The sequence below is a fragment of the Turicibacter bilis genome (assembly GCF_024499055.1).
GTDB lineage: Bacteria > Bacillota_I > Bacilli_A > MOL361 > Turicibacteraceae > Turicibacter > Turicibacter bilis.
Map to the genome: position 1 here is coordinate 800172 of NZ_CP071249.1, position 14476 is coordinate 814647.

A 14476-nucleotide genomic window follows, 5' to 3' on the forward strand; every position below is an offset into this window, starting at 1 on the left:
TTTAAATTTCTAATCTCTTAAAAATACAATAAATAAAAGAAGTCCATTATTTATTATATAAACGGTTAGTCATTACCCCGTCATATTAATGACTTTCTTCACATCTTAAGCTACATTTTATATAGAAAAGGGCTCAAAAATAACCAGCTAAGAAAAAGTTTTAATATAGTCGCTAGGACCTAGTAGCACCCTATTAAAACTATTTCAATTATAAAATCAAGAAGTGCATATCCGTGATGGGTATTAAGATAGAGACTGCGGTCTGTGCTTCATTTATTTTTTAGTAGTATTTTATCTAATCCTACATTTTTATTAAATAACTATAATTTGTATTGACCATTCATCATATAAAAAAGCGTTGCTTATTTAGCAACACCCAATATTATAAAATCATTGAAACCAACTACTTATTTAATTCATTTCGGAGTCGTTTAATTTCTTCTATAGATAAACCTGTTATTTTTACAATCAGTTCATCATCTAAACCATTTTCAATGGAATTTTTAGCGATTTCAATAGACTTATTAAATTCCCCTTGTTCTATGCCTAGCTCCACGCCTTCTTGTCTTCCTCGGGCTTCGGCGTGATTAATAGCGCTGTTATAATCTAAAAATTGTTTTTCTCTGGCTTCAGCTACTGCTAAAACTTCTTCATCACTTAATAAATGCTTAATTTCTTCATATACTTTAAAAATCTCTTGGTCCATGGCAACGATCTCCTCCAACTCTTCCTCATTGGCTGATTGGGTCAAAAATGTTAACCAACGTTCTAACTCATGAGTTTTAAAGTTTTTCTCATGTCTCTTGCGAAACGCTGGTAACTGGATGAAATGAACTTCGAGCTCATTCATCTTAAGATTTGAATCTACATCAGCCGTTGGAGTAAAAAATAAATGAACCCATTTTTCATGATAATAATTAAAATTCAAAATATTAATCGTAATCACTTTAGGGAGCACCTCATAGTTTTGCCCCTTCTTAATATTTGAAGAATATAATTTACTCCAATAAAATAATGTTCGTTTATCTATATTATACTCATTACAAAGTTGGACCTCAATATTTATTACTTCACCTTTATCGGTTTTAGCATGGACATCAATAATTCCTAGCTTTTCTTCAAAATGATTTTTCTCTAACTCTAATTTCTCAATAATTGTTACTTCTTCAATTAGAGGAAGATTTTTATCCTTCATGACTGCATTTAAAAATGCCTTTAATAACTCTTCATTTCCAACTGTTCCGAATAGCTTTTTAAAAATAAAATCATTAAATGGACTCACTTTCCACTTCACATTAATCACCTCGTATCATATTTTCAATATGATTTACGCGGCCTTATTTAAGTTTCCTTTTTTACTGCATCGTTCTCACTTTGACAAGAATTAAATCTATATCAGAAATATCATCTACTGCTCCAAGTATGCTATCTTTCACATGCCTAATATCATGTAGTAATTAATTCTTAATGTTACTTTCTGTCTCTGGTCTATAAAAAAAGCCTGAATACTCATAATAAAAAATCCTCCTTACATTCTAGTTTTACTAGATTATAGGAGGACTTTTTATTATTAAGTATGACTATTTTATCTTCACCAAAATTCCAAAATTATCTCATACTCATACACTGTAATTCAGCTTGTTCGAGGACGTGGTTGATGGCTTGTTCGCTTTTGTTTGGTGGATAGTCGTATTTTCTTAGGAGACGTTTGATTTTGGTACGCATTTTTGCCTGTGCGCGTTCACTTTTGTACCATTCGTCTCCTGTTTCTTTGATGGTATCATTAATGACTTTAGCTAAATCTTTTGCAATCGTTAATAATATTTCACGATCCATTGTTTCTAAAATTTCTAAATCTTCTGTTAAGACATCAAAGAAGGCCTTTTCTTCATAAGTTAAATCCAGTTGGGTTCCTTCTTCAATAGAAATTAAAATGGCATCTTTTAATTTAATTAACTCTTCTAATACGACATACACATCTTCTTCATCATGACGATTATTGTATTGCTCTAGGATGCGTTGTAGCTTTTCTGAAAATTCTTTACTTTTGACTAAGTTAACTTTCTTTAAGCTATCCACTTTTTCTTTCATGACACGCATCAAAATATTAGCGGCAATATTTTTTTGTGGCATGGCTTGAAGTTTTTGAAGGTTTTCTTCTGTTAATAAGTCAAAATTATCTGAGCTTCCCGCTTCAGAAAGAACTAAGACTTCATCACCTAAGATCGCTTCTTCTAGCATTTTTGAAATACGATGATTCACTTCTTTTAAATCCGGTGTTCCTGTTTTATTTGTTTTCATGATAAACGAGCGCACCGCAATAAAGTATGAAATTTCTTGTTTCATTTCTTTTTCTAGCAAGCTTGTACAGATTTTAAACACATCTTTTAAACGTTTCGTCGTGTCCATAAACTGTGCTTTTCGTTTTTCATTGAGTTGCACATATTCGGCTCCATCACGAATGAGTTCATAACGACGGCGATCACTTTCTGTGAAGAAATCACTATAATCGAAGTAGTGGAACATATTACGTAACACTTCGATATAATCAAGCGCTAAGCGTTTCGCTTCTTCATTTTCTTGAATTTTATCTTGGTCACGATTCGTATACGTTTTAAGAGCATCAAATAATTCTTTTTTCAACCCGATGTAATCGACGACTAATCCACCTGTTTTTCCTTCATACACACGATTGACACGTGCAATCGCCTGCATTAAGTTGTGAGCTTTCATCGGTTTATCGATATACATCGTATCTAGTGAGGGCACATCAAATCCGGTCAACCACATATCCACGACAATCACAATTTTAAAATCTGAGTTCACATCACGAAACTCAGCTTCGTATTGTTTTTGCGTATTTTTGTTTCCGATGAGTTTCGCCATTTCTTCTTCATCTTGATTATTTGATGTCATTACCATACGTACTTTATTTTTCCACTCGGGACGTTGAGCCATGATTTCTTGATACATCGCCCACGCCGCTTTTCGTGAATAAGCAACAATCATTGCTTTTCCAGCGACTAAGTCTTGGCGCTGTTCATAGTGTTCAATTAAATCACTCACCACTTCACGAATGCGTTGCGGATGGGTAATAATTTGTTCCATGCGACTCATTTGTTTTTGACTTTGTTCAACAACATAATCTTCGACTCCTTCATTGACCTGCATACTCCAGTATTCATCATCAATTTCTTGAAGTTTTCGTTCATCGAGTTGAACTTTGGCTAAGCGTGATTCGTAATAAATTTTAACGGTTGCCCCGTCATCCACCGCTTGTGTCATATCATACACATCGATTAAATCACCAAAGACACCGTACGTTGATTTATCCGTTGTTTCAATAGGCGTTCCGGTGAAGGCAATATAAGTCGCATTGGGCAAGGCTTCACGTAAATACTTAGCGTATCCGTATTTGGTTTCCCCTTTGTCTAAGTCAAACTTTCCATCGAGTCCATATTGAGTTCGATGCGCTTCATCAACCATCACGACGATATTACGTCGTTCGGATAATAATCCAGTTTCTTCGACAAATTTTTGAATCGTTGAAAAAACAATTCCACCGGTTTGACGATTTCCTAAAAAGTCTTTCACTTCTTGACGGGAATCCATTCGGACCGGTGTTTGACGTAAGAAATCACTCGCCGATTTAAAGGTTTCAAATAACTGACCATCTAAATCATTACGATCGGTAATCACTAATAGCGTCGGGTTATTCAAACTCTGACTTTTCACCAGGTTTCCTGCTAAGAAGGTCATGGAAAAGCTTTTTCCACTTCCTTGTGTATGCCATACCACGCCTGCCCGTCCATCACCATGAACGGCTTTTTCACAACTCGCGATTGCTTTTTTCATTCCATAATATTGATGGTATTGCGCCATAATCTTAGCTTTTGGTGTGAATAAGATGAAGTTTTTCATGACATCAAGGAGTCTTGGTTGATGAAATAAACCAAACATTAAACTTTCAAGCCAGCGATTTTGATACATGGCACTATCATCTTCAGGATTAACTTTCTTCCAACTCATGAAGCGATCAAATGAAGCGGTAATCGTCCCCGCTTTCGTTTCCACGCCATCACTAATGACTAAAAAGGCGTTATAGTAAAATAATGAAGGGATATGAACATTTTTATAATTCATCAGTTGTTTATACGCATCTTCTATCGTGACTTCTTCGCGCGACGTACTTTTAAGCTCCATGACAATCAGTGGAATTCCATTAATATACACGAACACATCTGGAATCTTTTTGCCCCCATCTTCTGTAATTTCAAGCTGATTAACGACTAAAAAATCATTATTAGAAGGATTGTCATAATCTATTAAATTCACACGATAATATTCCGTTTTTCCATCAATAAAATCACTAATTTCAATGCCTTCCGTTAAATACTGATGGAAGGTTTTATTATTGGTGAACACATCATTAGTGTCAAAGTTTTTCATCACACGAATCGCTTCTGAAAGACTTGAAATAGGTACATTCGGATTTAAACGAATTAACGCTTGTTTTAAACGATCGAGTAATAACACTTCTTTATCTTCTTTGACTAGTTCACTCCCATGAGCATACTCATACCCCAACTCTTTTAAATAGTCGATGACGACATTTTCAAAACTCGTCTCCGTAAACAACGTTTCTCCCTCCTAACTCTCCACATCACTCACACGAATCTCACCAGACATCAGTTTGGGTAATAAAGTATCTCTAATTAGTGCAAGTTGTTGATTTTCTTTAGAAATATAATCTATTTTCCTTAGAATTTTACTGTAAATATTAATAAAATGATTATTAATTTTCTCATTAGGAACTACAAATTTATAATTTAAAACATAATTTACTTTCATATTTGGTCTAGTTGATGTTTCACCTGTAATCTTATTTATATGATTTGTAAAATCTACTGAATTTAATGTTGCATTTACATACATGGCAATCTCATCAAATACTCTTAATCTAATAATTCCATTATTAAATACAGCATTTATATCCTCTAGTACAAATTTGATTAAACCGATTGAAGCTGTTCTAGTAATCAATATATCATTTTCTTTTAACTGAAACTTTTTATAATCTTCTTCCGTTATCTGACAAAATCCCCAAGCATCATAATTTCTTTTATTAGTGAAATCACCAACCCTCACACATTTTATCCCGGTATCATGTTCAACGATTGGAGCACGTCGTATAGCATCTGCTCCAGTATTTGCTGAAACACTTACATCTTGTATTTTCTTTACTTTCCATCCTTTTGGAATCATTCCTAATTCACTTTCGACCATTTCGCCACCGCTTGATTTGTAGGGTTGACCTTCTTCATTTGGAAATTCAAAATCAATAAACCATCGCCTAAATAGCGCCTGCGCCATCTCCTCAAGCGTCTCATTCATCTGATTATTCAACTCAATTTTATCATCTAAAGAAGAAAGAATATCAACAATTGCCTTTTGTTCATTATAAGGAATATCCATTACCTTATAATCTAACATATGGTTAATTTTCATATTTGGTTGAGTCGATGTTCCAGCAGATATTCCATATATATATTGCTTAAAATTATTAGATATCAGATTATAGTATATATATTTAGGGCAAATATTTTGGTTTACCTTTAATCGAATTAATCCATTATTATATAAGGAATTCAGATCTTTATCAATATACTTAACTACACCAATTGTATTTCCAGTTCTCGCCACTAAGATATCATCTTTTTTTAATAAAAACTTATTAATTACTGTATCTTCTGCTCTGGTAAATCCCCATTCGTTAAATGGACGATTATTAGATATATCTCCAATCCTTATACATCTCAACCCGGTATCTTCTTCCACAATAGGTGCTCTCTTTATCGCATCTGCCCCGGTATTTGCACTATTAACTAACTCTTTTAAACTTATATAATTAAAACACATATCCAATTCCTCCAAGTTGTTTTCTGATCTCCTCTTCCAACTCTTTAGATTTTTGGAATTGCTCTGCTAATTGTTGTGTTAAACGTTCCATTTTTTCTTCAAATGGTTCCCCGTCATCGTCTGCCTCTTCAATCCCAACGTAGCGACCTGGTGTTAAAATGTAGTCATGTTCTCTAATTTCATCAAGATCTGCTACTTTACAGAATCCTTGAATATCTTCATAGTTTTCATCATTTTTATAGTTAATATAAGTATCTGCAATTTTTCTAATTTCTTCGTCTGTTAATTCGCGTAAACGTCGTGTCACCATCGTACCAAGTTTACGACCATCGATAAACAACGTTTTCCCTTTATGAGATTTATTTCTATTCATGATCCAAATACAAACTGGAATTCCCGTCGAATAGAATAATTTATCTGGTAAAGCCACAATACAGTCCACTAAATCAGCCGTAATCATATTTTGACGGATAACCCCTTCATTTGACGTATTACTTGAAAGGGATCCATTCGCAAGAACCGTTGCTGCAATTCCGTTTTGATTTAACTTATCAACCATGTGTGATAACCAAGCATAGTTGGCATTTCCAGCAGGTGGAACACCCCATTTCCAACGCGCATCGTTCTCAAGTAAAGCGCCTCCCCAATCACTATCATTAAATGGAGGGTTGGCCAAGACATAATCGGCTTTTAATGTTGGATGTAAATCTTCACCAAACGTATCGGCATTTTTAGAACCTAAGTTATTTTCGATTCCACGAATCGCTAAGTTCATTTTTGCTAACTTCCAAGTCGTTGGATTCCACTCTTGTCCATAAACCGAAATATCAAACGTATTTCCACTATGCTCTTTGACGAATTTATATGATTGAACAAACATTCCCCCACTACCACAAGCTGGGTCGATGTTCCTACTGATTTTGATACAATAGAAAAAGCCCTCTCCGGAGCAAAAGCCACTGAAAAAGGCTTGAAATAAGGGCTTCCGAGGTCATGTGCTGACTTTGGAAGCCCTTGTTTTATATGTTCAGTTATCCTGCTACCACTCGGCAATGTGGTGAGGTGTCAGCCTTGCGGTGTAGAGATTTTGGAATAATTAAAAGGTGAGGAAAAATTAAAAGGTTGTCATTACCCTCGTTTTTGGCTTACGAAAATAGCGTTAATTATTCCGCAGTTTCTCTTGCCTTTTTCAAGCCTTGAGCCGTAGCTTCCATCACGATAAGCTCCTTTTCTTCCATATCATTCAACAGTACATCAACTTGTTTGCGGCGATTGTTGTCGCCATCTTCATTGCATGGAAAAAAGAACTGGTCTACAGAGATGTCAAGCAAGGTAGTAATGAGATAAAATTTGTTAAGCCTTGGGTGCTGCCCCCTGTTCTCTATATACATAATAGAGCGTGGCGTAAGGTCTACCAGTTGGGCAAGATATTCCTGTGTCCACCCTTTTGCTTCCCGAGCTTTTTTTATCGCTATACCTAACGGCTTAAAATCAAGTTTTCTTTCATCTTGGTACATTTTAATATCATCCTATATCATTGTACATTTCGGGTGATGATATTTGAACGAAGTATGATTTTATGTTTAGTAGTGTATAATTTCGTATTAGTGGAGAGAAACTTGCTATTATTCGTCATTCCGTATATAATAATTATATACTCTTTGCGAAAGGAAGTTGATATTATGAATTACATTTCTGTGAAAGCCGCTTCTGAAAAATGGGGCATATCGGAAAGACGGATACAAAAATTATGTGAGGAAAATCGCATTGACGGAACTGAAAAATTTGGTCGTGCATGGATGATACCAAAAGATGCAGAAAAACCCGTTGATGGACGTATGAAAACAAGGAACAAACAGGAGGAGAATCATGGAATTTAATGAAAAGCTACAACAGCTTAGGACTGGAAAGAACTTAACGCAGGAACAACTTGCGGAGCAATTATATGTATCAAGAACAGCCATTTCAAAATGGGAAAGCGGCAAGGGTTACCCTAACATTGAGTCGCTCAAGTGTATTTCTAAATTCTTTTCTGTGACCATAGATGAACTGCTATCGGGCGAAGAACTGATTACACTTGCCGAAACTGAAAATCGTTCCAACTTGAAAAAAATTTACAGTTTCATTTATGGAATATTAGATATGATGGCGGTTACTTTTATACTTTTGCCGTTGTATGGTAACCTTGTTGACGGATATATTTATTCTGTCAATCTACTTTCATTTACAGACACTACCCCAATATATCTTGCAATCTATTGGATTGTTTTTATTGTTTTGATTGCACTTGGGATAGCGAAACTGATGTGTGTTTGTTTTGAAAAGGAATCATGGAGCAACATAATCACAAAATGCTCTCTCGTGCTGAGTACGCTTGTTATCTGCTTCTTCGCTGCGGCAAGACAACCCTATGTAACCGCCCTTATGTTTCTGCTATTTGTTGCTAAAATATTTGTCTGGATAAAGCAAACCCAAACAAAGTAAAATGCCATAAACCCTTTAAAATAGGCTCTGACACGATAAGTGTCGGAGCTTTTTTCGTGCTGACATCTATTGTGTCGGCATTGTGACGGTAGATTTCTTGGCTTCTATGCAATACTCGTGGATAATAAGATTGTGGTCAGCGAAAACAAGAACAGCAACCCACGGAAAGGAGAATCAAATATGGATTATATCATTGAAACAGAAAATCTTACGAAGCGATACGGAACAGCCACCGTTGTCGATAAGGTAAATCTTCATGTGCCAAAGGGCAAAATTTATGGTTTGCTCGGCAGAAACGGAGCAGGCAAAACCACAGTAATGAAAATGATGTTGCAGCTTGCTTTCCCAACGGAGGGAACGGTACGCTTGTTTGGCACAAACTATAAGGAAAATATCCATACCCTTTATAGCAAAGTAGGCTCTATTATCGAAACACCGGGATTTTACAGTAATTTAACAGGGTATGAGAATTTGCAAATTCTCGCTAAACTGCGAGGGGGAGTATCTAAAAGTGGAGTAGAAAAAGCTCTTGAAGTTGTGGGGCTGCATAAGGAGAAAAGAAAAGTCTTTTCCGATTATTCCCTCGGAATGAAGCAACGGCTTGGTATTGCCGCCGCCATTATGCACGAGCCGGAGCTTTTAATACTTGACGAACCGATTAACGGACTTGACCCCATTGGAATAGTTGAAATACGCTCATTTTTATCTGAACTTAGTCACAATCATGGCATTACCATTTTTATCTCAAGCCATGTTTTAAGCGAGATTGAACAGATAGCAGATATTATCGGCGTTATGCACGAGGGGCATTTAGTAGAGGAAGTGAATATATCCGAGCTTCACAAAAGGAATCGAAAATACATTCAATTTGATTTATCTGACAGTGAGATAGCCGGAAAGATTTTAGAAAACCACTACCACATGACGGATTTTACAGTGCAGGACGGTACGGTGAGAATTTATGACTTTAGCCAAAGTGTTGGAGAAATCAATCGAGAATTTGCACGAAATGGACTGCTCGTGACAAGGATAAATGATAGTGAGGAAAACTTAGAGGACTACTTTTCTAAACTGATTGGAGGTGGCGGTATTGCTTAATCTTATTTCTTGTGAATTATTAAAACTAAAGCGTTCAAAAATGGTGCTAATTAGTGTGGCAGGGGTATTATCTACCCCACTTTTGATGTTAATAGAAGCCTTGCAAACACATTTTGATAAGCCGGAGATTATCTTTACCTTGTCTGACATATACAGCGACAGTGTACTGTATATCATGCTGCTGGTAAACATTATGATATATGTGGCAATTGCAGCTTACTTGTTTAGCAGAGAGTACACAGAAAGCACCCTCAAAACCATATTGCCCATACCCATTTCAAGGACAAAACTATTAATTGGAAAATTTTGCACCCTGCTTCTTTGGATTGTTATGCTAACCCTTGTAACATGGGCAGGTATATTTATCGTTTGTGGGCTATATGACGCTGTCTTTACATTGGAGGGATATAGCTTACTAGTGGCAATAGTATGGCTCCCCAAGTTTTTGTTTGGCAGTATCCTGATGTTTTTAACAGTTTCTCCTTTTGTGTTTGTTGCTATGAAAACAAAAGGATTTGTCGCCCCGATGATTGGCTCTGCCGTGATTGTCATGGGAAGTGCCGCACTTTCAAATCAAGAATGGGGAGCGTTGTATCCGTGGACAGCCACCTATTTCTTGGTGCAGGGTAAACTTCAGAGTACCGGCTATCCTACACTGCTGTCTGTATCTATTATTATTCTTGTATCAGCAGTTGGTTTTCTTATGACCTTTCATCATTTTAAAAAGGAGGATTTGAAATAATGGTACTTGATTTTATAGAAATTTTAAAAGTTATTTTTCTTGGAATTGTTGAGGGTATTACTGAGTGGCTACCTATCAGCAGCACAGGACATATGATTCTTGTGGACGAATTTATCACACTTAATATGAGCGAAGCATTTAAAGAAATGTTTTTTGTTGTTATTCAACTTGGAGCTATACTCGCAGTGGTTGTAATGTTTTGGAACAAGATGTTTCCCTTTCAATTTAAGAACAAAGCACAGTCAATTGTTAAAAAGGATACTTTCTCGTTGTGGTTCAAGGTTGCGGTAGCTTGTGTACCGTCAGCTATTATGGGGATTCTATTTGATGATTATTTGGATGCTTACCTCCAAACCCCCATTGTGATTTCAATCATGTTAATCTTTTATGGTTTGTTATTCATTCTCATAGAAAATTGGAATAAAAAGCGTACTCCTACTACTATGGCACTTTCTGACATCAGCTATAAAACAGCAATCTTGATAGGGGCATTTCAAGTGTTATCACTTATACCCGGCACATCACGGTCGGGAGCAACGATTATAGGTGCTTTACTCATAGGAGTTTCACGAGTGGCAGCAGCAGAGTTTACTTTTTTCCTCGCAGTACCTACTATGCTTGGAGCAAGTGCTTTTAAGCTGTTAAAATTCGGGTTTGAATTTACAAGTGCAGAACTGCTCGCTCTTGTTCTCGGTATGGCTGTGGCATTTGCGGTATCTGTCTTAGTAATTAAATTCCTAATGAACTTTATCAAAAAACATGATTTTAAGGTGTTTGGTTGGTATCGAATTGTGCTTGGTATACTTGTTGTACTTATAAAATCTTAATAATGCGTTTTCTTTGTGCGCGAATAAAAATGCCAGCTGGTCCTTAAGATCAGCTGGCATTTTTGTTTCTGGGGATGGAAAACAACCCAGAGATTCTCGTTGTCGATCTCCTCCTGATTTTAGTTTGCATGGTGAATTTTGCAAATTGAATCTACAGGAGGTTAATAATGGGATTTAATTATGGATATGAGAAAAAGAAGTTTGATAGTAGATGGAAGCGTTTAGAAGTTGAGTATTGTGATGCAGGGATGAGCGAAGAACAGATTGCTGCCATGAAAGAATATGACTGGGCATGGTTTTGCAGTCAAAGGGTTTTTCAAAACCATACGCAACCAATACCTTGTGAACAATATGATGAAGTATGTGGTCAATCACAGCTGTTCCGAAAGTTTGCATCGTTATCTTATCAATGGGATGTTGATAAGATTGATCAAACGCGATATCGTCCAAGTTTTTCTTCTCGTTACATGCCTTTGAAAGTTTCCTGACAGTTGATTCTAACGAGAAAAGTGAAACACGTCTCCGTTGTATCGGGGTCCCTCTTTCGGTATAATAAGGCTACTGGGAGGTGAACAGGATGAAAGAAATGAATCTTGGCCGGATTCTGATTGAAAACCGCCATAAACGGGGAATTACTCAGGAAGAACTGGCGACCCATATTGGCGTTTCAAAAGGCGCGGTTTCTAAATGGGAGACAAACTCTTCCTTACCAGATATTTCGTTGTTGCCGCAGCTGGCTTCCTATTTTGATATCACCATTGATGAACTGATCGGATATGAGCCGCAGATGGAAAAAGAGGAGATTAAGAAACTCTATCTCCGCCTTTCCAAGGACTTTTCCGTGTTGCCTTTTGACGATGTTCTGGCTGAATGCCTGGAAACGGCAAAGAAGTATTACTCCTGCTATCCTCTGCTGTTTCAGTTGGGTACACTTTTAATCAATCACGCAGCGCAGGCTTCCAATTCGGAGCAGGTGACACAAATCATGGAAAAGGCCCTGGAATGGTGTCACCGCGTCAGGACCGAGGCGGACGAACCGAATCTCCAAAAAGAAGCGTTGTTAATGGAATCATTTTGCCTTCTTCAGCTCCAGCGTCCAGCGGAAGCCATCGATATTCTGGAGCCAGTTGAAATGCAGGCCGGTTCTCCGGAACCACTGCTGGCATCCGCATATCGAATGACCGGCAATGACCAGGAGGCAAAAAAGATCCTTCAGGCCGGAATATACAAAGAGATTATGGTCCTATTAGATTTGTTCCCTTCCTATCTAAACTTATGCCTGAATGATACGGAGCAGTTTGCAGAAGCCTGTGAACGGTTTTATCGCATAGCAGATATTTTTCAAATGAAAACGCTGCACCCCAGCATCCTTTTTGGAGTTTATATCACGATTGCGCAGGACTGGATGGCACTTGGAAATACCGAACAGGCGCTGGATGTTCTCATGCAGTATACAGAGCTTGCCGTCAGCGATATTTACCCATTGCATTTGCATGGGGACAAATTTTTTAATCTTCTGGATGAGTGGCTGGAAGGCGAGCTTGTTTTAGGATCGTTTCCGCCAAGAGATGAAACGCTGATCCGGCACAGTATCACACAGGCTCTCAGTGAAAACCCCGCCTTTCTGCCCTTGGCAAATAACCCACGGTTTCAGGCGATGGTTGACCGATTGAGGGCAAATGAGGAGGGAAAATAAATGGAGACTGTTACCATACAATCACTGTCTAAGACATATACCGGCGGGAAAGAAGCGTTAAAGCAGCTCTCCTTGTCGCTGAGTGCAGGGGAAGTATTCGGTTTTCTGGGTCCTAACGGCGCAGGGAAAACAACAACTGTAAAACTTCTTACCGGAGTCCTTACCCCTTCTGGAGGTTCTTGTGAGATCTTGGGAGTCAATCCCCATACCCAGCCGGAGAAAGCACATTTGCTTTCAGGAATTGTGACAGAACACGCACAGATGTATAACAACTTGACCGGTATCGAAAACCTGTTGTTCTATGCGACAGCCTTCGGATTAAAGCAAAAAGAAGGAGAGCAGCGGGGAGAATTGCTGCTGAGGGAATTAGATCTGATGGAGGCGAAGGATCGGAAACTGGCTACCTATTCTACCGGTATGAGACAGAGACTCTCTCTGGCACGGGCATTGCTGCATCGGCCCAAAGTTCTTTTTCTTGACGAGCCGACTTCCGGCCTTGATCCGGAAAGTGCGCAGAATGTCAACCAGATGATTCAAAATCTGGCCCGCAAAGAGGGAGTCACCATTTTCCTCTGTACCCATCAGCTCAGGTATGCACAGGAGATTTGCACCCGTTACGGGTTGATCGAACAGGGATCACTTCTGGCTTCGGGCACCATGGAAGAATTACGCGCTCAGGTTTTTACGACGAAAACGCTTTGTGTCTGCGCGTCGGCTGTTCCGGACGGTTTGAACTTTATTAAGCGCGGAGCCAATGAATTTGAAGTCAATATACGGGATAAAAAAGAAATTCCGGGTTTGGTGCGAAAGATCGTGGAGGCTGGTGAAGATATCTATTCTGTCAATCTCATGGAACCCAGTCTGGAAGATATCTATTTTGCGCTGACTACCGGCAGAAAGGAGGACCGAGGGATATGAAAACTACAATGTATGCGATCATCAAAAAGGATTTTCGTGGTCTCGCGGCCAACCGCAGATTATTTATCGCTCTTTTAATCGTCCCTCTGATTCTGACCATTGTGCTACCCTCAATTTTTTTGATTACCATCCATTTCATACCGGATGATCCGGATATTATGAGGCTGCTGGACCTGCTCCCCGAAACATCCCGCATGGACAGTTTGGAGCTTACGCTCTCCAGCATGATTCTGAATTATATCCTGCCGGTATTCTTTTTGGTCATTCCCATTATGACCGCTTCCATTATGGCGGCCAGTGCCTTTGTGGGAGAAAAAGAACGTCATACCCTTGAAACATTGCTCTACTGCCCGCTTACTCTCAAGCAGATTTTTCGGGCAAAGGTATGGGCTTCTTTCCTTTTGAGTATGCTTGTCTCGCTGATCACATTCGTGGCTATGTTCCTGGTCATCGAAACAGAACTGTTTTTCCTTATGGGCAGATTATTACTTCCCAGTATCAGCTGGCTGGTGGTGTTGTTGCTGGTGTCTCCTGCGATCTCCCTGATTGCCGTTACCCTTATCGTTCGGGGCTCTGCCAAGGCGCAAAGTGTGGAGGAATCTCAGCAGGTTGCCGTTTTCCTGCTCCTTCCGCTGCTTCTGCTGATCGTGGGACAGTTTACCGGTGTTCTTCTTATGAATGTCTGGATTCTGCTGGGCCTTGGCGTGGTTTGTGCGGTACTCGCCTGGATTTTGCTGCAAAAATCTATGGGGCGGTTCACTTATGAAAAACTTCTACAATAAAGAAAGGCTC

Annotated in this window: 14 protein-coding genes; 9 read left to right on the forward strand and 5 right to left on the reverse strand. The window is 38.4% G+C overall.

The features are described 5' to 3' along the window. Nucleotides 1-403: 403 nt before the first annotated feature. The 5 genes from J0J69_RS03735 to J0J69_RS03755 all read right to left on the reverse strand — a co-directional run bounded on the left by J0J69_RS03735 (nucleotide 404) and on the right by J0J69_RS03755 (nucleotide 7436). A complete protein-coding gene (locus J0J69_RS03735) occupies nucleotides 404-1294 on the reverse strand; it encodes an Rpn family recombination-promoting nuclease/putative transposase (RefSeq protein WP_055274886.1) in 891 nt (296 codons plus the stop codon). A 314-nt stretch (nucleotides 1295-1608) separates the two neighbouring features. Beyond that, nucleotides 1609-4638, reverse strand: coding sequence for a type I restriction endonuclease subunit R (locus J0J69_RS03740; protein ID WP_212725643.1), 3030 nt, complete (start codon nucleotides 4636-4638; stop codon nucleotides 1609-1611). Nucleotides 4639-4650: 12 nt separating this feature from the next. After that, nucleotides 4651-5919, reverse strand: coding sequence for a restriction endonuclease subunit S (locus J0J69_RS03745; RefSeq protein ID WP_212725644.1), 1269 nt, complete (start codon nucleotides 5917-5919; stop codon nucleotides 4651-4653). Next, entirely contained in the window at nucleotides 5909-6844 is a 936-nt protein-coding gene (locus tag J0J69_RS03750) for an N-6 DNA methylase (RefSeq protein ID WP_336511271.1), read from the reverse strand. The genes J0J69_RS03745 and J0J69_RS03750 overlap by 11 nt, the downstream gene beginning before the upstream one ends. Nucleotides 6845-7082: 238 nt before the next feature. Then, entirely contained in the window at nucleotides 7083-7436 is a 354-nt protein-coding gene (locus J0J69_RS03755; protein WP_002576326.1) for a helix-turn-helix domain-containing protein, read from the reverse strand. 165 nt (nucleotides 7437-7601) lie between these two features. Here J0J69_RS03755 and J0J69_RS13485 point away from each other — a divergent pair, with 165 nt between their 5' ends. The 9 genes from J0J69_RS13485 to J0J69_RS03800 all read left to right on the forward strand — a co-directional run bounded on the left by J0J69_RS13485 (nucleotide 7602) and on the right by J0J69_RS03800 (nucleotide 14466). After that, a complete protein-coding gene (locus J0J69_RS13485; protein ID WP_009246557.1) occupies nucleotides 7602-7799 on the forward strand; it encodes a helix-turn-helix domain-containing protein in 198 nt (65 codons plus the stop codon). Further along, entirely contained in the window at nucleotides 7789-8403 is a 615-nt protein-coding gene (bcrR, locus tag J0J69_RS03765; protein ID WP_009269230.1) for a bacitracin resistance transcriptional activator BcrR, read from the forward strand. Before J0J69_RS13485 ends, bcrR begins: the two co-directional genes overlap by 11 nt. A gap of 180 nt (nucleotides 8404-8583) precedes the next feature. Continuing rightward, nucleotides 8584-9501: a bacitracin ABC transporter ATP-binding protein BcrA gene (gene bcrA / locus J0J69_RS03770; protein WP_212725646.1), complete on the forward strand. Its 918-nt coding sequence runs from the start codon at nucleotides 8584-8586 to the stop codon at nucleotides 9499-9501. Then, the gene (locus tag J0J69_RS03775; RefSeq protein ID WP_002576323.1) at nucleotides 9494-10243 is read left to right on the forward strand and encodes an ABC transporter permease; all 750 of its coding nucleotides are present in this window, start codon (nucleotides 9494-9496) and stop codon (nucleotides 10241-10243) included. Before bcrA ends, J0J69_RS03775 begins: the two co-directional genes overlap by 8 nt. Then, nucleotides 10243-11070, forward strand: coding sequence for a bacitracin resistance undecaprenyl-diphosphatase BcrD (gene bcrD / locus J0J69_RS03780; protein ID WP_002576322.1), 828 nt, complete (start codon nucleotides 10243-10245; stop codon nucleotides 11068-11070). The genes J0J69_RS03775 and bcrD overlap by 1 nt, the downstream gene beginning before the upstream one ends. Before the next feature lie 167 nt (nucleotides 11071-11237). Then, nucleotides 11238-11558, forward strand: coding sequence for a hypothetical protein (locus J0J69_RS03785; RefSeq protein WP_009269231.1), 321 nt, complete (start codon nucleotides 11238-11240; stop codon nucleotides 11556-11558). 89 nt (nucleotides 11559-11647) lie between these two features. Beyond that, nucleotides 11648-12766: a helix-turn-helix domain-containing protein gene (locus tag J0J69_RS03790; RefSeq protein WP_009269232.1), complete on the forward strand. Its 1119-nt coding sequence runs from the start codon at nucleotides 11648-11650 to the stop codon at nucleotides 12764-12766. Beyond that, entirely contained in the window at nucleotides 12767-13684 is a 918-nt protein-coding gene (locus tag J0J69_RS03795; protein ID WP_009269233.1) for an ABC transporter ATP-binding protein, read from the forward strand. It begins immediately after the preceding gene. After that, a complete protein-coding gene (locus tag J0J69_RS03800; protein WP_009269234.1) occupies nucleotides 13681-14466 on the forward strand; it encodes an ABC transporter permease subunit in 786 nt (261 codons plus the stop codon). The genes J0J69_RS03795 and J0J69_RS03800 overlap by 4 nt, the downstream gene beginning before the upstream one ends. Nucleotides 14467-14476: the final 10 nt, after the last annotated feature.

What these genes read in the sequence shown, in the direction of transcription:
- J0J69_RS03790 (WP_009269232.1), top strand. Translation starts at nt 11,648, where the DNA reads ATGAAAGAAATGAATCTTGGCCGGATTCTGATTGAAAACCGCCATAAA.
- J0J69_RS03795 (WP_009269233.1), top strand. Translation starts at nt 12,767, where the DNA reads ATGGAGACTGTTACCATACAATCACTGTCTAAGACATATACCGGCGGG.
- J0J69_RS03800 (WP_009269234.1), top strand. Translation starts at nt 13,681, where the DNA reads ATGAAAACTACAATGTATGCGATCATCAAAAAGGATTTTCGTGGTCTC.
- bcrA (WP_212725646.1), top strand. Translation starts at nt 8,584, where the DNA reads ATGGATTATATCATTGAAACAGAAAATCTTACGAAGCGATACGGAACA.
- bcrR (WP_009269230.1), top strand. Translation starts at nt 7,789, where the DNA reads ATGGAATTTAATGAAAAGCTACAACAGCTTAGGACTGGAAAGAACTTA.
- J0J69_RS03755 (WP_002576326.1), bottom strand. Translation starts at nt 7,436, where the DNA reads ATGTACCAAGATGAAAGAAAACTTGATTTTAAGCCGTTAGGTATAGCG.
- J0J69_RS03785 (WP_009269231.1), top strand. Translation starts at nt 11,238, where the DNA reads ATGGGATTTAATTATGGATATGAGAAAAAGAAGTTTGATAGTAGATGG.
- J0J69_RS13485 (WP_009246557.1), top strand. Translation starts at nt 7,602, where the DNA reads ATGAATTACATTTCTGTGAAAGCCGCTTCTGAAAAATGGGGCATATCG.
- J0J69_RS03745 (WP_212725644.1), bottom strand. Translation starts at nt 5,919, where the DNA reads ATGTGTTTTAATTATATAAGTTTAAAAGAGTTAGTTAATAGTGCAAAT.
- bcrD (WP_002576322.1), top strand. Translation starts at nt 10,243, where the DNA reads ATGGTACTTGATTTTATAGAAATTTTAAAAGTTATTTTTCTTGGAATT.